Source organism: Vibrio qingdaonensis, assembly GCF_026191675.1.
GTDB classification, from domain to species: Bacteria; Pseudomonadota; Gammaproteobacteria; order Enterobacterales; family Vibrionaceae; genus Vibrio; species Vibrio qingdaonensis.
Window position 1 is genome coordinate 12,381 of sequence record NZ_JAKRRY010000012.1, and the last position, 22,441, is coordinate 34,821.

At 45.3% G+C, this 22,441-nt stretch carries 20 protein-coding genes; 15 read left to right on the forward strand and 5 right to left on the reverse strand.

From position 1 onward, the window contains the following. Positions 1–354: 354 nt before the first annotated feature. From hinT to MD535_RS10705, 7 genes are all read left to right on the forward strand, one after another. On the forward strand, positions 355–705 hold the full coding sequence (hinT, locus tag MD535_RS10675; protein ID WP_265675024.1) for a purine nucleoside phosphoramidase: 351 nt from the start codon (positions 355–357) through the stop codon (positions 703–705). Between the two features lie 91 nt (positions 706–796). Continuing rightward, the gene (locus tag MD535_RS10680) at positions 797–2,194 is read left to right on the forward strand and encodes a COG3014 family protein (RefSeq protein ID WP_265675025.1); all 1,398 of its coding nucleotides are present in this window, start codon (positions 797–799) and stop codon (positions 2,192–2,194) included. Further along, complete coding sequence (locus tag MD535_RS10685; protein ID WP_265675026.1) at positions 2,194–2,586, forward strand: YcfL family protein; 393 nt, start codon at positions 2,194–2,196, stop codon at positions 2,584–2,586. The genes MD535_RS10680 and MD535_RS10685 overlap by 1 nt, the downstream gene beginning before the upstream one ends. Positions 2,587–2,694: 108 nt before the next feature. Then, positions 2,695–3,285: a penicillin-binding protein activator LpoB gene (gene lpoB, locus MD535_RS10690; RefSeq protein ID WP_250617003.1), complete on the forward strand. Its 591-nt coding sequence runs from the start codon at positions 2,695–2,697 to the stop codon at positions 3,283–3,285. Between the two features lie 15 nt (positions 3,286–3,300). Continuing rightward, positions 3,301–4,200 carry a phosphotransferase gene (locus MD535_RS10695; RefSeq protein WP_265675109.1) on the forward strand — a complete coding sequence of 300 codons (900 nt, stop codon included), beginning with the start codon at positions 3,301–3,303 and terminating at the stop codon, positions 4,198–4,200. 97 nt (positions 4,201–4,297) lie between these two features. Beyond that, a complete protein-coding gene (ycfP, locus tag MD535_RS10700) occupies positions 4,298–4,837 on the forward strand; it encodes an alpha/beta hydrolase YcfP (protein WP_265675027.1) in 540 nt (179 codons plus the stop codon). Between the two features lie 456 nt (positions 4,838–5,293). Continuing rightward, a complete protein-coding gene (locus MD535_RS10705; RefSeq protein ID WP_265675028.1) occupies positions 5,294–6,583 on the forward strand; it encodes an NAD(P)/FAD-dependent oxidoreductase in 1,290 nt (429 codons plus the stop codon). 103 nt (positions 6,584–6,686) lie between these two features. On the opposite strand, the gene MD535_RS10710 is transcribed toward MD535_RS10705, so the two are convergent. From MD535_RS10710 to MD535_RS10725, 4 genes are all read right to left on the reverse strand, one after another. Further along, a complete protein-coding gene (locus MD535_RS10710) occupies positions 6,687–7,232 on the reverse strand; it encodes a GNAT family N-acetyltransferase (RefSeq protein WP_265675029.1) in 546 nt (181 codons plus the stop codon). Positions 7,233–7,285: 53 nt separating this feature from the next. Next, positions 7,286–8,128: a peptidoglycan binding protein CsiV gene (locus MD535_RS10715; RefSeq protein WP_265675030.1), complete on the reverse strand. Its 843-nt coding sequence runs from the start codon at positions 8,126–8,128 to the stop codon at positions 7,286–7,288. Positions 8,129–8,277: 149 nt separating this feature from the next. Next, positions 8,278–11,736 (reverse strand): transcription-repair coupling factor, encoded by a 3,459-nt coding sequence (gene mfd, locus MD535_RS10720; protein ID WP_265675031.1) that lies wholly within the window; start codon positions 11,734–11,736, stop codon positions 8,278–8,280. Between the two features lie 5 nt (positions 11,737–11,741). Then, positions 11,742–12,326, reverse strand: coding sequence for a PilZ domain-containing protein (locus tag MD535_RS10725; protein WP_265675032.1), 585 nt, complete (start codon positions 12,324–12,326; stop codon positions 11,742–11,744). Between the two features lie 173 nt (positions 12,327–12,499). On the opposite strand from MD535_RS10725, the gene lolC reads away from it, so the two are divergent. Genes lolC through lolE form a run of 3 tightly spaced genes read left to right on the forward strand, consistent with a single transcriptional unit; the run spans position 12,500 to position 15,638 of the window. Next, positions 12,500–13,708: a lipoprotein-releasing ABC transporter permease subunit LolC gene (gene lolC / locus MD535_RS10730; protein ID WP_265675033.1), complete on the forward strand. Its 1,209-nt coding sequence runs from the start codon at positions 12,500–12,502 to the stop codon at positions 13,706–13,708. After that, on the forward strand, positions 13,701–14,390 hold the full coding sequence (gene lolD / locus MD535_RS10735; protein ID WP_265675034.1) for a lipoprotein-releasing ABC transporter ATP-binding protein LolD: 690 nt from the start codon (positions 13,701–13,703) through the stop codon (positions 14,388–14,390). The genes lolC and lolD overlap by 8 nt, the downstream gene beginning before the upstream one ends. A 3-nt stretch (positions 14,391–14,393) precedes the next feature. Beyond that, positions 14,394–15,638, forward strand: coding sequence for a lipoprotein-releasing ABC transporter permease subunit LolE (gene lolE, locus MD535_RS10740; protein WP_265675110.1), 1,245 nt, complete (start codon positions 14,394–14,396; stop codon positions 15,636–15,638). A gap of 167 nt (positions 15,639–15,805) precedes the next feature. On the opposite strand, the gene MD535_RS10745 is transcribed toward lolE, so the two are convergent. Continuing rightward, the gene (locus MD535_RS10745) at positions 15,806–16,315 is read right to left on the reverse strand and encodes a DUF2062 domain-containing protein (RefSeq protein WP_265675035.1); all 510 of its coding nucleotides are present in this window, start codon (positions 16,313–16,315) and stop codon (positions 15,806–15,808) included. Between the two features lie 8 nt (positions 16,316–16,323). Between MD535_RS10745 and MD535_RS10750 the strand changes: the two genes are divergently transcribed. The 5 genes from MD535_RS10750 to kdsB are packed head-to-tail and all read left to right on the forward strand — an operon-like array spanning position 16,324 to position 22,405. Beyond that, on the forward strand, positions 16,324–18,678 hold the full coding sequence (locus tag MD535_RS10750; RefSeq protein WP_265675036.1) for a DNA internalization-related competence protein ComEC/Rec2: 2,355 nt from the start codon (positions 16,324–16,326) through the stop codon (positions 18,676–18,678). A gap of 32 nt (positions 18,679–18,710) precedes the next feature. Next, entirely contained in the window at positions 18,711–20,465 is a 1,755-nt protein-coding gene (gene msbA / locus MD535_RS10755; protein ID WP_265675037.1) for a lipid A ABC transporter ATP-binding protein/permease MsbA, read from the forward strand. Then, positions 20,462–21,463, forward strand: coding sequence for a tetraacyldisaccharide 4'-kinase (gene lpxK, locus MD535_RS10760; RefSeq protein WP_265675038.1), 1,002 nt, complete (start codon positions 20,462–20,464; stop codon positions 21,461–21,463). The genes msbA and lpxK overlap by 4 nt, the downstream gene beginning before the upstream one ends. Further along, positions 21,453–21,632 (forward strand): Trm112 family protein, encoded by a 180-nt coding sequence (locus tag MD535_RS10765; RefSeq protein ID WP_250617016.1) that lies wholly within the window; start codon positions 21,453–21,455, stop codon positions 21,630–21,632. The genes lpxK and MD535_RS10765 overlap by 11 nt, the downstream gene beginning before the upstream one ends. Then, on the forward strand, positions 21,632–22,405 hold the full coding sequence (gene kdsB, locus MD535_RS10770) for a 3-deoxy-manno-octulosonate cytidylyltransferase (protein ID WP_265675039.1): 774 nt from the start codon (positions 21,632–21,634) through the stop codon (positions 22,403–22,405). Before MD535_RS10765 ends, kdsB begins: the two co-directional genes overlap by 1 nt. Positions 22,406–22,441: the final 36 nt, after the last annotated feature.

The following is a 22,441-nucleotide window of genomic DNA, read 5'->3' on the forward strand; positions in this document are numbered from 1 at the left end:
ATAAACAACCTTGGACGCGTTACCTGATGTTCGATTCCCGAACAGAAAGGTACTTGTCTCTCTGTCTCTGATATCTTTATCGTTAGAAATAACAAATACTGAAATATAAATGAGATGCGGTGCTACGTTTTATGACGCACATTGCAAAAATATAACAAAGTGCCGTTTTGTTTACGTTTGTTTGGCGATTTAGCCAATAAATAAGTGCTTTAGAAGCGAATGAAATACAGTAAAAACAATTCCCTATCGATTCGCTTAAAATTGTGATTCTACCGCCCTTAGTGCATACTTCGTTGTAACGGTAAAAACGATAAGCCGAAGCGGCATAATCAGTAATCAATTTGGAGCGTCTTCATGGCTGAAGAAACGATTTTTAGTAAAATAATTCGCAAAGAAATTCCGGCAGATGTTGTTTATCAAGATGACCTCGTTACCGCCTTCAGAGACATCAATCCTCGTGCTCCAAGTCACGTATTGATCATCCCAAATAAGCTTATTCCAACGGTGAATGACGTTGAAGCTGATGATGAAGCGATGATGGGGCGAATGTTTACGGTGGCGAAAAAAATTGCACAAGATGAAGGGATTGCGGAAGATGGTTACCGTCTTATCGTTAACTGCAATGCTCATGGTGGGCAAGAGGTTTACCATATTCACATGCATTTAGTGGGTGGCCGCCCGCTAGGCCCGCTGCTACTGAGTTAATTCTTTTAGGCTAAAAGGTTGTGGTGCTTGTTAACTTAATGATCAAGATAGCAAGCACTTGTTGAAATCTAAACTTCATTTGAACGTGTCTATGCTAAAACGTCGTGTTAAACACACTTTGGTTGCTCTCCTCTCTATTAGTCTAACTGCCTGTGCTGGCCTTAGTGCTGGTAACCTATTTAGCCACTACTCCCAGCAAAATGCGGTGGTGTATCAGTCGATAAAAGCCGGGCAATATCAAGATGCCCAAGCGGCATTACCACAAGATATTGTTGCTGGCGATATTCTTGATAATTTTGAAAAAGGCCGTGTCGAGTTTTTAAATGAAGCGTACCCGCAAAGTAAGTCTGCATTGGAGCTCAGTGATAAAGCGGTACGTGTACAGCAAGACAAGGCATTGATTTCTATTTCTGATGCGGCGACAAGTGTTGGGGCGTTAGCGGTTAATGACAATATCACTGAATATGTGCCATCAGACTATGAACTCGGCTTTTTGCATCTTTACTTGGGTTTAAACTATATTCAAAAGAATGATTTAGAAGGTGCTTTAGTTGAAGTTCGCCGTGCAAATCAGGTGCAAGAGCGGGCTAGGCAGTCCAGAGAAAAAGATCTGAGATCGGCTGAAAGCGAACTGAAAAATAAAGGGTTATCGCCAAACCTTGGTTCAGTGCTTTCTCGTTATCCCGATGCGGGCAGTAAACTGCAAGCCGTACAGAATGGATATCTACTGTTTCTCTCTGGCCTTTTATACGAAGCGTCGAATGACTTAAATGGCGCGTACATAGATTATACGCGAGCCTTAGCGGTTGCACCGGATAACCAAGCGGTCGTTGACGCCGTGATGCGTGTGGCAAAGCGCGCCGGAAGAAATCAAGCATTAGCAAAACTGGAAAAACAGTACGGCAAACAAGCGACCATGAAAAATGGAGAGGGCCGAATTGTGGTACTTGAAGAGCGTGGCGTTGTGGCAGCAATGCGAGCTTGGAACTTGTCTTTGCCTGTTTATGACAGTCAAGGTAACACAGCAATATACAGTATTGCGTTGCCTCATTATGTTCCAGCGGTGCGGGCTAAATATTCGGCAATGAGTCTGGATGGTCAAGCGATTAATGGTGATCAATTGGTTGATGTAAACCTGATGGCTCAGCAGCAGCTGACAGAAAATATGCCGAGTATCTTGTTGCGCCAAGCTTTGCGTGTGTATGCCAAAGACCAGATTCGTAAGAACACAGCTAAAGATGACGATGTGGGTAATTTGTTGTTTAATGTATGGAATACGCTAACTGAACAGCCTGATACAAGAAGTTGGCAAACGTTGCCGAATACTGTGAATAGTCATAGTCGCTTTGTTAAAGCAGGAGCGCATACCATCGTTGTCGATGGTCAAGACTATACTTTTGATGTACGAGATAAACAAACCACACTTGTTTGGGTGTCGCGCCAAGGTGGGAATGCCACCATTTGGCATAAACAATTAGGAAGGTTGTAATGAAAAAATGGCTATTGAGCATGGGTATTCTGCTGGTATTGGTAGGCTGCTCATCAAGTAAGACTGCGGGCATCAAAATCGAAGGACAGACTCAAGCTGTGCTCTATGGTGATGAAGCGATGGGTAGCAAGTTTTCTATTGATGATATTTCAACGATCGATACTAATGGGCATGCTCGCGGTATCGTTAAGCTTGCCAATAAAACATCGACTGACCAGATCATTCAATATCGTTTTTATTGGTACGATGAACAAGGTTTAGAAGTGAATACCAAGCAGGCACCTTGGAAGCGGGCAATCTTACGCGGTGATGAAACCATTACCCTGTCTGAGGTGTCTATTAATCCAAATGGCAAAGATTTCCGCGTACAATTGCGCGGAGCAGACAAATAACGTCACTCTAGTTCGTTGGTGAATAGGTTATTGATGAATAGCTCATGAATGACGAGTTCGGCAACGAATAGGTAAACGTTGTAAAAGTAGCAAGACTAAGGAAAAAACATGAAAAAAAGTATTATTGCTTTGTTGGGTTTAGCCGTGATTCTAGGCGGTTGTTCAAATAAAGTAAGCTATGGTGACTCACAGGCAACAGAAACAACAACGATTGATTTTGGCTCGACGGATCTGCAAAAGATTGCCGGTGATATGGTCGATAGCATGTTGATGTCCGGCTCTGTATCCGCAATCACAAGAGATTCACGTCCGATTGTATTTGTAGAAAGAATTAAAAACAAAACGACTGAGCACATTGATACAGAATCTATTACCGATAGCATTAGTACCAAAATGTTGAATTCAGGTAAGTTCCGTTTTGTGGATATGGACCGCGTAGAATCAGTTCGCGAACAGCTGAACTTCCAAAATAATGACGAATTAGTGAATCAAAGCACTGCGATTCAATTTGGTAAAATGGTCGGCGCGCAATACATGCTTTACGGAAATTTAAGCAGTATCGTAAAAGAAGCGGGTAGCGACAAAGATGTTTACTACAAGATGACAATGCGTCTAATGGATTTGGAAACGGGTCTTATTGAGTGGGCGGATGAAACAGAGATTCGTAAACAAGAATCCCGCTCTGTACTTGGCTTCTAAGTCGCGCTCTTGTCGATGTTAGATTGGCAGCAGGCTTTACAACAACAGCCAGAACTTGCCCATGCGCAAACTGTGCTTAATGAAGTGCCCTTAGGGGCACTTCAGCTTTCTGGCGGGTTAACCAACCGGACATGGAAGATAGCGACCAAAACGCATGGTTGGACGGTTTGGCGTGGTCATACAAGCATAAGTGCTGCATTTGATATCTGCCGAGTCAATGAGCGAAACGTCCTGCAGGCTGTACAAACGTTGCTACCCACTAGCCAAGTCCTTGGTGACAATGCGCACGGAGTGTTGTTGTCGTGGTTAGAGGGGAGGCCGATTTCCTGTGCAGAATTGTCTGCGGAGAGGGTTATCTCGCTATTGGCTCATATTCACACTTTTAGTGGTGATAGCATAGATGGTGACACCATCGGTATCCGGCGATTTGATTACACGGAGAAGGTTGATCACTATTGGCAGCAACTCAATCCAAGTATCTATAAGTCGCGTTATCAAGAGCTATACGTTAAGTTACGAATTCCTCCCACGTTCCATTGCAATCACAGTGCGTTATGCCACTTTGATTTTGCTCACCACAATCTCATACATACCGATCAATCAATCGGCGTGATTGATTGGGAGTATTCAGCAATAGCAGACCCAAGGCTCGACCTCGTATTGACGCTTGATATGCTGGATATGGATTATCCCCAAGGGCTTAACTGTTACTTACAGGCGTATGGTCTTAGTGACTCCAATGCGGTGATCGACCGTGAGCAATGGTTAAGTGATATGAAGGCCTGGTCGGCTCACGCTCAGATGATGGCATTGCTTTGGTACGTATTAGCTGCTCAGCTTTGGGGTAATGATGACTTTCTAATCGATGCCGAGTCGATTTATCAACGATTATGCAGAAGTGATCACTGTTTGTAATTTCTCTTTTCTTAAACAACGGAAATTCACTTTTAAATTAGGATGGAAGTGGTAGATTTAAGGAAAGCGTACCAGTAAGGAATGATTGAGAGGTACTATGATTATTTATCTTCATGGCTATGATTCAAGTAGCCCGGGCAACCACGAAAAAGTGTTGCAACTGCAATTTATCGATGATGACGTACGGTTCGTCAATTACAGTACTTTGCATCCTAAGCATGATATGCAGCACTTACTTAAAGAAGTGCATAAATTGGTTGAGCAGTCTGATGACAGTACGCCATTGATCTGTGGTGTTGGGCTTGGTGGCTTTTGGTCTGAGCGTATTGGTTTTTTATGTGGCATTAAGCAAGTCATTTTTAATCCCAATTTACGTCCAGAAATTAACATGCAGGGGCGCATTGACCGCCCAGAAGAATATGAAGACATTGCGACGAAATGTGTAGAAGAGTTCCGCACTAAAAACCGTGGTCAATGTTTAGTGATTCTTTCTAGAAATGATGACATTCATGATAATCAAAAGTCGGCAGATGAACTCCAAAGTTACTACGATGTGATTTGGGATGAAAACGAGCCCCATAAGTTTAAGAAAATATCACAGCACTTACAGGCAATGAAGGCATTTAAAGAGGCATAATACTTCAAAAACTTGTGTCTTAAGAAGATTAGAGCTTAACAACAACCTGGTGTTTACAATTAAAAAGCAGCGATATTCGCTGCTTTTTTTGTGCCCGTTGCATCGATAACCGCTGATAAAGTTCACAGCGACACCCAAATGACTAATAACTCAGCGAATGGAAGTGGAATTGAAAAATAATTCCATTCAATAGTTGCGGACATTAATTTGCTCTATATAATAAATTCACTCTACATTTGTTGATAAATGTCAAAAAAAGTTTAGAGCAAGAAGAAAACTTGCCCGTAAAAACCAGTTTTGTTGGAATTTTAGCCAAAAACGTGAAGTGAAACGGCTGTTGTACCGAATTAGGGTCGCTGAAGACCATGAGCAATTCGCTCATAATGAAAGAATTTTTAGTCGTTCGAGTGACTCGGGCGACTCGCCCCATTTTTCACTTTTTAGAGGATAGCCATTTTGACAAATATTGTTGTTGTAGGCGGAGGCGCAGGCGGATTAGAGCTTGCGACTAAATTAGGCCGCACACTAGGCAGAAAGCGACGAGCGAATATCACGTTAGTGGATCGCAAAGCGAGCCACTTGTGGAAGCCGCTTTTACACGAAGTGGCAACGGGCTCACTAGATGAAGGTGTGGATGCGTTGAGTTACCGAGCGCATGCCAAAAACCATCACTTTGATTTTCAAATGGGGAGCCTAAAAGCCATCGATCGTGAGCAAAAGCGTATTGAGCTAGATGAACTAAAAGACGAGCATGGCGCGTTGCTGATGCCAGCCCGTGAGATTGACTACGACATTCTAGTACTTGCTATTGGTTCTAAATCCAATGATTTCAACACGCCAGGTGTACGTGATAACTGTATTTTCCTCGATAGCCCAGAGCAAGCACATCGTTTCCGTACGGAAATGAATAACGAATTTCTGAAGCTGCACGCCAAGAATGGTCACGGTACCGTGGATATCGCGATTGTTGGTGCGGGTGCAACAGGCGTGGAGCTATCAGCAGAGCTTCATAATGCGGTGAAAGAGCTGCGTACGTACGGTTTTGGTGATTTAGATTCGAGTAAGCTCAATGTTAACCTTATTGAAGCGGGTGAACGTATTCTACCTGCTCTACCACCACGAATTTCATCGGCAGCGCACTCGGAATTGACCAAGCTTGGTGTTACCGTTCGCACCACCACTATGGTGACACAGGCAGACGAAACGGGTCTGACAACAAAAGATGGCGAGCATATCCCTGCACAAATTATGGTTTGGGCTGCGGGTATTAAAGCACCAGATTTTATGAAAGATATTGCGGGTCTTGAAACGAACCGAATTAACCAGCTAGTGGTGAAAGATACATTACAAACCACCCGTGACGATGATATTTTTGTGATCGGTGATTTGGCGCAGTGCACTCAAGCTGATGGTTCGTTTGTCCCGCCTCGTGCACAAGCGGCACATCAAATGGCCAGTCGAGCGTTTGGTAACATTGTGGCTAAGCTTTCTAGTCGCGAATTAAAAGCTTATCAGTATAGCGATCATGGCTCGTTAGTGTCTCTGAGCCGTTTCTCTACCGTGGGTAGCTTGATGGGTAACCTGACCAAAGGCTCGATGATGGTTGAAGGTCGTATCGCTCGTGTGGTTTATATTTCATTGTATCGTATGCATCAGGTGGCGCTACATGGTGTAATCAAGACAAGCTTGATGATGCTAGTCGGTCGTATTAACCGCGTGCTTAGACCTAATCTCAAGTTACACTAGAGTTGTCGTGGCATAAAAATGTACCGCGTGTCTATTTACATTAGACATGCAGCAATACGATAACCTTGATAAGGCAGTTCATGCACCTGATGCATTGGCTGCCTTATTTTTTGGGCGGAATAATGGAGTAGACCTTACCTTGCCTTGGTTGACCATTAAAAATAAAACGGTTGTCGGCGAGGCACTCGTAGGTTGCGCCGACTCTTGTTGCTAATGCTTGGCTCGGTTCATTATAAGGGTCGCAGACAATTTCTAACCGCGTCAGTAATAAGGTTGCAAAACTAAATTCAATTAACGCTTCAAGGCCTTCTTTTGCATACCCTTTAGAGTGCGCTGCATCCGCTAACCAGTAACCTAAGCTACCCATATTAAAGGTATGGTAAAACTCGTTAAGCGCCACCATCCCCACAAATGTATCCGTTTCTCTTTCAAAGAGAGCAAAACCAAATGCGTTGGCTTTTACCCAGTTGAGTCTTGTCGCGGCAATAAAGTCGTGAGCGTCGATATCACTAAACTCACTGTGGCACCAGTCTATCCATTGATGTAGAGAAGGGGAGCGGCGAACGACGTGGGCAAACTCAGCAGCATCACTTAGGGTGAGTAAACGTAAGGCGAGGCGAGGGGTATAAATGGCGTAGTTTGTGTTCATAATTAGGCACGTCACAAATAATAAAAGGCCCAGTTATTGGGCCTTTTATTTCGTTAATTGGTGACTCTTCTTACTTGGATAATCATGCCCAATAGTGGGTGATCCAAGTAGTGAGTTTCGTTACTGCGCATGCGTCGTTTTTGATCAAGGCGGTAGTCTTTCAAGAAGGTTTGCACTTCTGTTTGTACAGCAACGTCTTGTAAGTTACCTGCAATGACATTGCTTTCATCAGCATTCGCGTCGTTTGTTTCAGCAGTAGATCCTGCGACGGCATTTGTCTCAGATGCAACAATGTCACGATTACCTGTGCTAGATTCGGCGATTTGTGTCGGCGCGGCAATAATAACTTCTTTGCTGCTAGGCGCTTTTAAGTCAAGTTGAGTTTCAGCGTATAAGTAATGCTGAACATAGACTTGTAGCTTACCATCAAGCTCATACAGCGGTTTATCAATCGCAACTTCTGTTACACCGTCCACAGGAGAGGAATAACTGTCGTTACTGCCTTTTTCGCTGCCATCAACATTAAAGGTTGAAGAATAGTCTTTACCAGCACGAATGTGGAAGGTGGGGGCATAGGCTTTACTTTGGTCGCCTTGACGCCATGCTTTATGGAAAAGCACTGAGTAACCTGCGTGCTTTTTAAGTTTTTCCACTTCACCTGTCAGCTCATAAGCCGAATAAGGCAACATTTTGACGCCTTTTGATGCACGATAATTAGCGTCACTAATTGCACCACTGCGCTTAAAGTCGATTTGGGCAATGTCATTAGGCCAAGATTCGTTTACTTTTTCAGGATTCACGGCGCGCTTGAAAATGATCACTTCAATATCAAATTGTCGCTGTGCCAAGCTCGGCATAGAGACTAATAGGAGCAGCAGTGGTATCAACTTTTTCATTCTTTCTCCATTGATTAACGCTATCATTGCGTTTAATCACATTATATCAACTAATGTCGGGTGTTGCCGAGACAATTCATGGCTTGTTTGCATACACCCATTAGGCTCTAGCGATCGGCTTACGTATCAATCTAGTTGGCGCTTTAGTACTAGCGACTTGGGGCCTGATTTTTTTCAAACTCTTCCAACATATTATTTAGGAAATTAAGTCGCTTACGACGATCCGTCAAGCTTTCTATGAACTTGAACTTGGTTGGCCCTTCCATGGCAAACTTATTAGGCTGTGCTTGTAGCAGTTTAACTAAGAAGGTCGGATCTATGTCAGCATCAGGATAAAATTCAATGTATCCTCCTTTATCGTGCGCTTCCAGTTTTCTGACTTTGAGACCGGCGGCGCGTAATTTCATTGCTGAGATAGCCAGAAGATGTTTTGCAGCGTCTGGTAGTAAGCCGAAACGGTCAATCAGTTCAACTTTCAGTTCACTTAGCTCTTCAGCATCAGAGACGCTGGCAATACGCTTGTACATGGAAAGGCGCATGTTGACATCAGGAATGTAGTCATCAGGTAGTAGAGCTGGGATACGAATTTCGACCTCTGTCTGTTCACGCAGTAAATCGTCCAGTGAAGGCTCTTTACCTTCTTTCAGCGCTTCTACGGCTTGTTCAAGCATTTCCATATAAAGCGAGAAACCCACCGATTGAATCTGCCCACTTTGTTCATCGCCAAGTAGTTCACCCGCCCCTCGGATTTCTAAATCGTGGGTGGCAAGGGTAAAGCCAGCCCCCAAATCTTCTAGTGATGCAATGGCATCTAAGCGCTTAATCGCGTCTTTAGTGACGGCTTTTGGATGCGGGGTTAGCAGGTATGCGTAAGCTTGATGATGAGAGCGCCCAACACGGCCACGCAGTTGGTGCAATTGAGCGAGCCCTAAGTTGTCAGCCCTATCCATAATAATGGTGTTGGCGGTTGGAACATCAATACCCGTTTCAATGATCGTCGTACACACCAACAGGTTAAAGCGTTGGTGGTAAAAGTCGTTCATGATGCGCTCAAGTTCACGTTCGCGCATCTGACCGTGAGCGACAGTAATGCGCGCCTCTGGGATCAGTTTTGCTAAATCTTCAGCGACTTTATCGATGGTTTCGACTTGGTTGTGCAGGAAATAGACTTGCCCACCACGCATGATTTCACGCAAGGCGGCTTCGCGCACAATACTGTCATCTTTTTCACGAACAAAGGTTTTGATAGCCAAACGTCGTGCTGGTGGCGTGGCAATAATTGAAAGATCACGCATGCCACTCATTGCCATATTGAGGGTTCTTGGTATCGGTGTCGCCGTTAGAGTAAGAATGTCGACATCGGCACGCATGGCTTTGACTTTTTCTTTTTGGCGTACCCCAAAGCGGTGTTCTTCATCAACGACTAATAGTCCAAGATCATTAAACTTAATGTCATTAGACAACAGTTTATGAGTGCCGACAAGGATATCAATTTTGCCTTCTTTGACATCTTCTAGAATCACTTTTTGTTCTTTCGCCGTTTTGAATCGAGACAACACCTCAACACGAATTGGTTGGTTGGCGAATCGGTCACGGAAGTTTTCAAAATGCTGCTGGGCAAGCAACGTAGTAGGCACCAACACGGCGACTTGCTTATTGTTGTCGGTACAAACAAACGCCGCGCGCATCGCAACTTCCGTTTTACCAAAGCCGACGTCACCACATACTAATCGGTCCATTGCTTTAGGTTGGCACATGTCAGACATCACCGCATTAATCGCCTGCGCCTGGTCTTCAGTTTCCTCGAATGGGAAGCCTGCTTTGAATGTTGCGTATTGGCCTCTATCGAGGCGGAATTTATAGCCCGGTTTAAGTTCGCGTTTGGCATAAACATCAAGCAGCTCGGCGGCGACGTCACGAACTCGCTCAGCCGCTTTACGTCGCGCTTTTGTCCAAGCTTCGCCACCCAACTTGTGAAGCGGGGCGCTGTCTTCTGCTCCACCTGAGTAGCGTCCAATGAGGTTTAGTGACGCGACTGGCACATAGAGTTTTGCTTCATTTTGATACTCTAAGGTCACGTATTCGGTTGTTATACCACCGGCTTCAAGCGTTTGCAGTCCAAGGTAGCGGCCAATGCCATGATCAACGTGCACGACAGGTTGACCCGGTTTTAGTTCGGCAAGATTACGTATGATGGTGTCGCTGTTGACCGAGCGTTTTTCTTTTTTACGGCGCTGTACTACACGGTCACCCAGCATGTCGCTTTCGCAAACGAAAGCGAATCGCTGACCTTGCATAAAGCCGTATTCACAATGACCAATGATTAGGCTGAATTTATCACTGCTGGTCAATGCTGACTGGAGGCTATCGTGCTCTTGAGGGCGCAGTTTAATGCGATGCAATAATTCGTTAAGCGCTTCTCGGCGTCCCTCGGACTCGACAGAGAACACGACCTTACCTGCGTATTGTTCAGTAAATTGACGCACTTGCGCCATGGGTTCTTTTAATTGGTGTTGAACGCTAATGTCTGGTAGTGGTGTAATGTCCGCATTTTGGCGTCCCGCTTTGGCACTGATTGCGTCGTTACAACAAATAAGTTGAGGATGCTGCTTGAGGTGAGAATAGAACTCATCCTTTTGTTGCCATAGCGCAACAGGCGGCAATAGAGGGCGTAATGGGTCGACTTTTCTCTGCTCATAGCGCTGTTCAACATCTGCAAGGAAATGGTCGATGGAGGCGTCAATGTCACCAACCATAATAAGTTGGGAGTCTTCATTGATGTAGTCAAATAGGGTTTCAGTATGATCAAAAAACAGCGGTTGCCAATACTCGATACCAGCAGGCCAAACGCCTTTAGAGACTTGACTATAGACCGACTCCGGCTCTCTTCTTGCTTCAAATTGTTGACGCCACCTCACTCTAAACGCTTCTATTGCCTCTTTTGTGGTAGGAAACTCATGAGCAGGCAACAGGCGTATTTCATCGATATCATCGATAGAGCGTTGATTTTCTGGATCAAAGGTACGGATCGTATCGATCTCATCATCAAAGAAGTCTATCCGATATGGGGCAGTACTTCCCATTGGATAGAGGTCGAGGATGGATCCTCGGCTGGCGTACTCTCCGGGGCCAAAGACTTGGTCAACTTGGCGGTAGCCTGAGCTTTCAAGTTGTAGGCGAAGCTTCTGTAAAGAGAACAAGTCACCGACTTTGACCATCAGTGTGTACTGAAGTAGAAAGTCTCGCGGCGTTTGTCGTTGTAGTAATGTACTTACAGGAACGATAGTGATACCGGCGCTTTGTTGTGGCAGGGTGTAAAGCTTGGCAATACGATCCGAAATAATATCTTGATGCGGAGAAAAGTTGTCGTAAGGCAAGGTTTCCCAGTCGGGAAATAACCCCACACTTCCCGAGTAAAACTGTTCGATTTCGCCTTGCAATTTAATGGCAAGCTGAGGGTCGGGAACCACCAGTAACGTATGGCTGCTATGCGCTTGCGCATGTTCGCTGATCGCGAGGGCAAGAGATGCACCACGAAGGTTACCGAGTATTTTTTTGTCGCCAGCACCTGACGGCATATTTAGGGGAAGCATAGGAGTTTTGGTCATAGTGATTAGCTTTTGTCTCGATCAAGCGAGCGCTGTCTTAAGAGTTTTTGTTGATGGTACAACGCGGCTTTAATGAGCATGTCTTGATGCTCTTCAAGAATGCGAACGAAGGACAGAGTGATAGTGTAATCTGATTCCGGACGTTCTGAATCTGAGCGTTGTACGTCAGTGACTTCACCGTAGCAATAAATACCGGCGGGTGGTGCGTCTAAAAATAGTTTTACTATTGCTAACTGCCCAATGGTGAGGGGCGTATGACTGCAGTAGGCGACTTCTCCGGCGCCAAATCGCGTCGTGACTTGACGGAAAGCAGGCTCATCTTGTTGGGCTATCATGTAATTAAGCAGCAGATTGAGTTTGGTATTTTGCTGGTCTATGAGCTCTGCAACGTGTTTAAGGTTTTGCTGCTGCAGCTCATGTTTTGCGGCTTCTCGTTGCTGATTGAGCTGGCTAAATTCACAAGAAGCCACAAACGGCGCAGGGATCTGTGCCAGATAACTGTCTAACTCAGGTAGTGTTGCGCCGATTTCCATCGGTTCGATGTTGGCTCGAATTGCGCCGTTTACGGTAAAGAAGTCATTCTGTGACATAGGTAATCCCTGATTAATAGCCTTAATTATCTCTGTGTATCACTGAGTTATCAAGAAATTGCCCTATCAAATCGTTAAAAGTCTGTCATTTAAAACGAAAATCACATTCAGGGCTACAACCTCAGCGCGTTTCTCGTTACATTAGCCTTAGATTTCATTCTTTGGTTGTGTCTATGTTTCACCCATTACCCGTTTTTATCGGATTACGCTACTTACGAGGTCGGTCTGGTGACCGTTTTAGCCGCTTCGTGTCTTATATATCAACCGCCGGAATTACCATCGGGGTGCTGTCTTTGGTGACAGTGCTATCCGTGATGAATGGTTTTGAGGCGCAACTCAAGGGGCGTATCTTAGGCGTGCTTCCTCAGGCGGTTATCACCCATTCAAGTGGTACGATAGCTTCAGACCAGGCACCTCCAGCCTTTCTTGGTGACTACCCAACGAGCCAGCCCCCCGTTCCTATTGTACGAAGTGAGGCCGTGGTTCAAAGTCATCAAGGTTTGGCGGCGGTGATGATGCTGGGTATTGAACCTGAGAGTAATGATCCCATTCGGCACCGAATGGTGAGTGGCAGTGTCAATCAACTTAAGGCCGGAGATTATCGGGTGTTACTTGGTCACACGTTGGCACGAGAGCTTGATGTCCAAGTTGGTGACAAAATTCGATTGATGGTGACGAGTGCCAGTCAGTATACGCCACTAGGTCGAATACCGAGTCAGCGAATGTTCACCATCGCGGGCTTGTATAGCACAGGGTCAGACATTGATAGTTCATTGGTGGTCACTCATATATCAGACGCGGCGAAACTTATGCGTTTTAAGCCGGGAGAAGCCAGTGGCTGGCGACTCTTTTTCCAAGACCCATTCGTCGTTTCACGTTTAAGTCAAAACGAACTTCCGGAATCATGGCATTGGAGCGATTGGCGTGAACAGCGCGGAGAGTTATTCCAAGCGGTAAAAATGGAAAAAAATATGATGGGATTGATGCTAGGGCTGATTATCGGTGTGGCTGCTTTCAATATTATTTCTGCTTTGATCATGGTCGTCATGGAAAAACAAGCTGAGGTAGCGATACTTAAAACCCAAGGCATGTCAGATAGACAAGTGTTGGCGATTTTTATGGTGCAGGGTGCAAGTAGTGGCGCCATTGGTGCGGTCGTGGGAGGGGTTTTAGGCGTATTGATGGCTCAGAATCTAAACGCGTTATTAGATGCGATGGGCGTTGCTCTGTTTAGCTTTGGCGGCCAGTTACCCATCATGATTAACCCGAACCAAATTATTATCGTTGTTGTTGGCGCCGTGCTATTAAGCTTGGCTGCCACTTTATTTCCTTCTTACCGTGCGTCATCCGTAAAACCAGCTGAGGCTTTAAGATATGAGTAGTCCTTTAATCGCTTGCCAGAATATTCGCAAAACTTATCACGATGGCGCGGTGGATACCGAAGTCTTGAAAGGGGTCAGTTTTGAGATTGCTAAAGGGGAGCTGGTATCCATTATCGGTTCATCGGGATCGGGTAAGTCAACCTTGCTTCATGTGCTAGGGGCGTTGGATGATGCTTCGCAGGGTGAGGTTGAATTCTTAGGTCAATCCTTGTTGACGCTTAGTAGTAATCAACAAGCGAAGATCCGCAATCAGCATTTGGGTTTCGTTTACCAGTTTCATCATCTATTGAGTGACTTTACTGCCCTAGAGAATGTGGCGATGCCATTGTTAATTGGTGGCATGAATGTGAAACATGCAAAAGCAGAAGCTCATGACTTATTGGAGCGTGTTGGTTTAGGTCATCGTGTGACGCACCGCCCTTCGGAACTGTCTGGTGGTGAGCGACAACGTGTGGCGATTGCACGAGCATTGGTCAACAAACCTTCGCTGGTGCTAGCTGATGAACCTACGGGTAACTTAGATCATAAAACAGCGCTCGCTATTTATGATTTGATGCGTACTTTAAATAAGGAATACGGCACGGCCTTCTTAGTGGTCACCCATGATAACGAATTAGCGGAAAAAATGGATAAACAGCTTCACATGCAAGATGGTTTATTAATTGATATCGCGCAGAAGTAAGGAATAGACGTGTCATTATCCTTTTTTATTGGTAAACGTTTTAGCCAAGCCAAGCAGCGCAATAGAATGGTGTCTTTTATTTCGATATCGTCAATTGTGGGTATTGCTGTGGGTGTCGCGGTGATTATTGTTGGTTTATCAGCGATGAACGGCTTTGAACGAGAATTAAAAAACCGAGTACTGTCAGTCATCTCTCATGGTGAGTTTGAAGGCGTCAACCAACCGATTGAAGATTGGCAAAAGATGGTCGCCGCTTCAAGTAAGCATGAGCGTGTTGAAGCCGCAGCCCCGTATATTCGTGTTACGGCTCTCGTTGAAAAAGGCAGTCAACTAAAAGCCGTTGAGGTACGTGGGGTCGATCCTAAATTAGAGCAAACCGTGTCTTCATTACCGAGCTTTGTGAACCAGGAAAGCTGGCAAGCGTTTCGTGCCGGAGAGCAGCAAGCTATTTTAGGTAAAGGGGTAGCAGAGCAAGTCAACGCTAAGGTGGGGGACTTTGTGACGTTAATGATCCCGTCGACGAGTGATGCAACCAAAGTGCAGTCACCAAGGCGCGTGCGGGTAAAAGTGACAGGCTTACTGGAGCTTAACGGTCAAATTGATCACAGCTTGGTGATAGTACCGTTGCAAGATGCCCAAAAGTACGTCCGAATGGGGGATAAAGTCACTGGGGTATCGATAAAAGTCGATGATGTTTTTGATGCGCCATTGATTGTTAGACAAGTCGGAAACTCTTTGTCTGAATATGTGTATTTACGAAGTTGGAAGCAAAAATATGGCTTTCTTTATCGTGATATCGAGTTGGTGCGAACCATCATGTATTTAGTCATGGTATTAGTGATTGGCGTGGCTTGTTTTAATATTGTTTCAACGCTGATGATGGCAGTAAAAGATCGCTCTGGAGAAATCGCGATTTTACGAACTATGGGCGCAAGCGACAGTTTGATAAGACGAATTTTTATTTGGCAGGGCGTGTTTTCAGGTGTGGTGGGGAGCATTGTCGGGGGAATGGCGGGCGCCTTACTCGCGGTAAATCTAACGCCAATCGTATCTGCTCTCGAGACGCTCGTTGGCCATCAATTCTTGTCTGGTGATATCTACTTTGTTGATTTCTTACCATCGCAGTTAGTTTGGAGTGATGTGGCATTAGTATCAGGAACCGCGATTGCGTTGAGCCTTGTGGCAACCTGGTACCCAGCATCGAAAGCCAGCCAGCTAAATCCAGCGACGGTGTTAAGTGCCAAGTAATAACAGCGAATAGAGTAGCGAATAAAAAAGGACCTAAGGGTCCTTTTTTGCTAACTGATGTACTTCACAGTTTCATGTTTTTGCTATTTGGCTCATAGGTTGTCGCCACGATTTTGCATCCTAGAGAGCAACGCATTAATTTAGCCCAAATAAACACGCTTTAGAGACTAGCGTAATGAGCGTTGTTGCCAACTTCTCACGACAGAATAACGCCATAAACCGCGGATACCAAAATACCCTGCAATTGACGCGAGCACTGCGCAAAGTAGGCACCCTAAAAGGAATGGAGGTCCAATGGTCGACATTTGCTCAGAAAGGTACTGCCATGACAATTCAAAATGAAACGGCTGCGTGGGTGTGCTTAAGCAAAATGCACCGACTTTATACGCGAAATAAAATAGCACAGGCATAGTGACTGGGTTACTAATCCAAACCAGCGCGACGGATAACGGTAGGTTTACACCGAATAGAATTGCAAGGCCTGCAGCCATAATCATTTGGCTCGGCAATGGAACGAAAGCCATAAACAAACCAACGGCAAAAGCACCCGCTGCAGAGCGGCGGTTTAAACACCACAGGTTGGGGTTATAGAGGACATTGCCGAATATTTTCAAAGCCTTTTGTCGCTTGATCACTTCGTGATTTGGCATGAAACGTTTGATGAACTTTCTTGGCATAGGGAAACATGACTCTCTTTACAAGCATCACTGTACCTTTGGTTTACACCCTAACTTTAATAAGTGCAACTTTTTGGCCTGTGATGCCGACTATCTATTGGTTGATTCCTGTATCCTTAATCAGTTTCGCCTTGCTGATAAAGCGTCGATTTATATTGTTGACGGGATTCATCGCACTATCCGTGGCATTAATTCAAGGGAATCTTCTCAAGAGCCAAACAGAGGCGCTTTTTCGATTCGGCACAGATATTACCATAAAAGCGCGAGTTGACAGCTATTTTAAACAAATAAGTCAAGGTTATGAGGCGGACGTGACGGTTTTTAGCGTCAACGGTGAGTCGATTAACTTGGTTTATCGACCGAAAATAAAACTTAAGTTTTCTATGCCAGTAGACGTCGGCGCTTGGGTGGTGGCGCCAGTGAGGTTAAAGCGTATTATTGGTGTTAAGAACAGGGTGGGATTTGACAAAGAAAAGTACTATTTTGCTCATGGCTTGCTTGCCCAAGCTAGGGTTGATGATTCGGCTCATAGTATGGTGTCGAGTAAGCGTCACTGGCAGTCGAACATTTACAACCATATATACCGCGCAACATCGACGAGTCATTATCAAGGTTATTACTTAGCGTTGATATTTGGCGACCGTTCTAAATTAACCGCCGAAGATTGGGCCAGTTTGCGCGAAAGTGGACTGTCGCACCTAATGGCGATATCTGGGCTTCATATCGCCATTATTTTTTCCATTGGCGTCTTCGTTGGCCGGGCCGTTGTACTGTTATGTGGTGTGCTATCACGGCAAAGCCAAATTGAGCGTCGAAGTGGCAAGAAGCGATGGTTTGAACAAATAGTGTTATTCATTGCCTCACAACCTTGGCTAGCGGTTGTCAGTGGTTTTATTTTTGCTGGTTTCTATGGGGCGTTAGCGCATTTCCCCATTCCGACGGTTAGAGCGCTGCTGATGTTGTTGGTGCTCTATATTATTTGCTCTCGAAGCATCAAAGCCGATGCCGTCGCCATGTTACTTTTTAGCGCGGGTCTGGTCCTGACAGTGTTGCCATTTTCATCCGCAAGTATGAGTTTTTGGTTGTCGTATTATGCGGTGAGTGCGTTAGTGGTGTTAGCGGCTTACTTAAGACAACCTCAGTATATTGAAGCAGGGAAGATACGCAGTGGTTTGTTATTTCATATCGGACTGGCGGTGTTGTTTTTGCCATTGTTGATTATTGTGTTTAATGGCGCGTCACTGGGGAGTGCGCTATACAACCTCATTTTTGTGCCCTGGTTCAGCTTTATTGTTATGCCTGCCTTATTGCTAATGACAGTATTTAGCGTAGTCGCAGCAATGATGGGAATCGACGATATTGGCCTCTATGACTTGGTGATGGACCCATTATTATCCGTGGTGATTAAGGCGATGTCTTATTCCAGCTGGTTCTGGGTAGAGTTGGAACCTCATTATGTACTGCCTATTCTATTCGTCATTGCAGCGGGTTTATGCTGGCAATGGGTAACGGCGCGTTGGGTAGCCATCATTGCAGTGATGGCGCTCTTTTTATGGATAGAGGCAGAGAAAAAGCATCATTTTCGAGTAGTTGTGTTAGATGTCGGTCATGGGCTAGCCGTCATTGTTCAGCAAGGCAATGACGCGGTTGTTTATGATACTGGTATAGAAATGGCGGGGTTTAGCATTGCTCAGCGTCTAATTACCCCCACACTTGCTCAGTTAGGGGTGAACGCACTAGAAGGCATTATCTTGAGTCATGCCGATAATGATCATGCTGGTGGCACCGTAAATTTACAACGGCAATGGCAACCAAAGTGGGTTCGAAAATCTGATGCTGATGCGACGGAGCAACCATGTATCGCAGGCGAGAAGTGGCAATGGAAGGAGGTAACGTTTGAGGCGCTTTGGCCACCTAAGCTAGTATCACGTGCTTATAATCCACACTCTTGTGTTGTGCTCATGACTTACGCACCTAAGGGGCAATCTCGTGAGCACCAGGTGCTATTTACCGGTGATATTGATCAAATTAGTGAAATCCTGCTCGCTCGTAATCTGCCTTTGCTACATCTAGATGCGATGCTGGTTCCGCATCATGGCAGTAAAACATCGTCGTCGGAATGGCTGTTAAATCGAATTAATACTCAACATGCTATTGCGTCGACGCGTTTTGCTGGGCGATGGAATCTACCCAATCCAGATGTCAAGGCTCGATATTTACAAAATGGCGCCAAATGGTACGACACGGGTTCAGCGGGACAAGTGAATTTGTCATTTAGTGCACAAGAAGTGAGCGCTTTCACTCTCAGAGGCGATAAGCTCGCCCCTTGGTATAGGCAGATGTTAAGAAGCGGAGTAGAATAAAAGAAAATTAAGATGAAAATGATTGAAGAATTATGTCACTAAATCAAGATGAAACCACGCTGCAGACCTTTAAGCGTTTGTGGTTGTATATCCGTGAGTACAAGACTGGGTTGACGGTTGCCATTATCGCGCTTGTGATCAACGCGGCGGCAGATACTTACATGCTTTCTTTGCTGAAACCACTTCTAGATGAAGGGTTTGGTGATGTTGAATCTAATTTTCTTAAAGTATTACCACTGATCATTATTGGCATGATGTTTATACGGGGTTTGAGTGGCTTCGTATCGACGTACTGTTTAAGCTGGGTATCCGGTAATGTGGTGATGCAGTTACGTAGAAAGATATTCAGTCATTTTATGCATATGCCGGTTTCCTTTTTTGATAAGGAATCAACGGGTGGATTACTTTCACGTATTACTTATGACTCAGAACAAGTCGCAGGTGCAACGAGCCGCTCTTTGGTGAGTATTGTGCGAGAGGGTGCCAGTATTATTGGGTTGTTGTTCCTGATGTTTTGGAGTAGCTGGCAGTTATCCTTAGTACTGATTGTTGTTGCCCCAGTTGTCGCTTGGGCGATTGGATTTGTATCGAAACGCTTTAGAAAAATCTCCCGCAACATGCAAACCTCGATGGGAGAAATGACCACGTCCGCAGAACAAATGTTAAAAGGGCATAAAGTTGTTTTGACCTATGGTGGTCAAGAGGTTGAAGGCCAACGCTTTGACAGTATGAGCAACCAAATGCGTCAGCAGACCATGAAAATGGTGGCGGCCTCAGCGATTGCCAACCCTGTAATTCAAATGATCGCGTCATTGGCTTTGGTGTCGGTATTGTATTTGGCGAGCTTTGATTCGGTACGCAGCGAATTAACACCAGGTACGTTTACGGTTATTTTTTCGGCCATGTTTTCACTGATGCGCCCACTAAAAGCGTTAACAGGCGTGACCGCTGAATTCCAACGAGGCATGGCAGCGAGCCAAACATTATTTGCGTTGATTGATCTTGATACTGAAAAAGATAACGGCACAACAGAATTACAATCTGTTAAAGGTGACATTAGCGTAAATGATATTACCTTTACCTACCAAGGCACCGAGAAGCCAGCGCTGCGCAATGTCAGTTTTGATTTACCGGCAGGTAAAACTATCGCATTAGTGGGGCGTTCAGGATCAGGCAAAAGTACCATTGCCAATCTGTTCACTCGTTTCTACGATGTTGATAGCGGACATATTGCGCTCGATGGTCACAAAATCGATGACATTAAGCTCACTAATTTGCGTCAACATTTTGCGCTCGTCTCGCAGAACGTCCACTTATTTAACGACACGATTGCTAACAATATCGCTTATGCGGCGCAAGGGAAATATAGCCGTGAAGAAATAGAGCACGCCGCAAAACAAGCCCATGCCATGGAATTTATCGATGGCTTAGAGCATGGTTTGGATACAGTGATTGGTGAAAATGGTGCTAGCCTTTCTGGAGGTCAGCGTCAGCGAATCGCGATTGCACGAGCATTGTTACGGGATGCGCCAGTTCTGATTCTAGATGAGGCGACGTCTGCACTCGATACGGAATCTGAACGTGCGATTCAATCGGCTCTTGATGAATTGCAAAAGGACAAAACGGTCTTGGTCATTGCTCACCGTCTTTCAACTATTGAGGAAGCGGATGAGATTTTAGTTGTCGACGAAGGCGAAATCATAGAGCGCGGCAATCACGCGACATTGATCGCTCATCAAGGCGCTTATGCTCAGCTACACCGTATTCAGTTTGGTGATCATTCGTGATTGAAAAACTTTGGTTCGAACAGCACCCACTGCGTTTTGTTTTGTGGGTGTTGCTATGGCCATTGAGCCACTTGTATGGCGTGATCACGGCAAGGCGCAAGCGGGCTTATCATCAAGGCAAGAAACCGGTTTACCGTTCATCCTTACCTGTTATCGTGGTGGGTAATATTACCGCGGGTGGGAATGGTAAAACACCGATGGTGATCTGGCTGGTAGAGCAGCTTGCCAATCTTGGTTTTAAACCCGGCGTCGTGTCGCGTGGCTACGGTGCTCAGTCCCCACGGTATCCTCTGCGCGTTGATAAGCAGACGTTGACACAGCATTGTGGTGACGAACCAAAATTGATTTTTGAGCGTACTGGTGTACCCGTTATCGTTGATCCTGTTCGATCACATGCCGTGCAAGAATTAGAACGTTTGGGTGTGGATGTGGTGATTACCGACGATGGTTTACAGCATTACGCATTAGACAGAGCATTCGAAATTGTTGTCGTTGATGGACAGCGTCGCTTTGGTAACGAGGCGTTATTACCCATGGGTCCTTTGCGAGAACCGCTTTCTCGACTGCAAGATGTCGATTTGATCGTAACCAATGGCGGGGGCTCACAGCAGGCGAATGAGAAAGTCTTTACCTTAGAGCCAACGTTGGCGGTGAATCTACTATCTGGAAAGAAAGTAGCAGTGAATGAATTGGGTACTCTGGCGGCATTCGCCGGTATTGGACATCCACCACGGTTCTTTGCTACGTTAAATCAATTGGGGGCAAATCTAGCGCGCGAACAGGGTTTTGCCGACCATAAAGATTTTGATAAACAACAGCTTGTTGCATTAGAGCAAGGTGTTGATAATGTCATTATGACAGAAAAAGATGCAGTAAAATGTCGACACTTCGCTCATGAAAATTGGTGGTACTTACCAGTATCTGCAAATTTTACCAACCACGATAGCGAAGAAATACTGATAAAAATTAGAAAGGTTATAGAGAGTTATGGATCATAGACTTCTGGAAATTGTAGCGTGCCCTATTTGCAAAGGTAAGCTGACGTTCGATAAAGACAAACAAGAACTGGTTTGTAAGTTAGACCGACTAGCGTACCCAATTAAGGAAGGCATTCCAGTATTGTTGGAGCCAGAAGCACGAACGATGGCGATGGAAGAGGGGCGATAATGTCATTCACAGTCATTATTCCAGCGCGTTACGAGTCGTCGCGATTACCGGGCAAGCCTCTGGCGGATATTGCGGGTAAGCCGATGATTCAGCATGTTTATGAAAAAGCGATGTTGTCGGGCGCCAAGCGAGTCATTATTGCTACCGATGACCCGCGTGTTGAGCAAGCTGCAAAAAGTTTTGGCGCAGAAGTGTGTATGACCTCTCCAACCCATGAGTCAGGGACAGAGCGTTTGGCTGAAGTGGTTGAATTAATGGCAATAGAACCGGAGCATATTGTTGTTAATGTGCAAGGGGATGAACCTTTAATACCAGCCGAAATTATTGCGCAAGTTGCGAATAATTTGCAGCAAAGCACGGCACCAATGGCGACGTTAGGTGTTCGTATTGAGACCGAGCAAGAAGCGTTCAACCCTAATGCCGTTAAGGTTGTCACGGATGAACAAGGCTATGCGCTGTATTTTAGTCGCGCCACTATTCCGTGGGATCGCGACGCTTATAGCCAAGATCCTAAACAATCACCAGCTCACCCTCTACTTAGACATATTGGTATTTATGCCTATCGTGCTGGGTTCATTAACACTTATGTGTCTTGGGCACCAAGTGTATTAGAGAAAGTGGAATGTTTAGAGCAGCTGAGAGTACTTTGGTACGGTGAAAAAATTCATGTTGATGTGGCGTTACAAGCGCCTCCGGCAGGGGTGGACACACCGGAGGACCTTGAGCATGTTCGTCAGTTAGTGGCTTCGTTAACGGCGGGCGATTCAAACTAAACATTTACACCGTTATGACGTCGTGCCGTTTTCTAC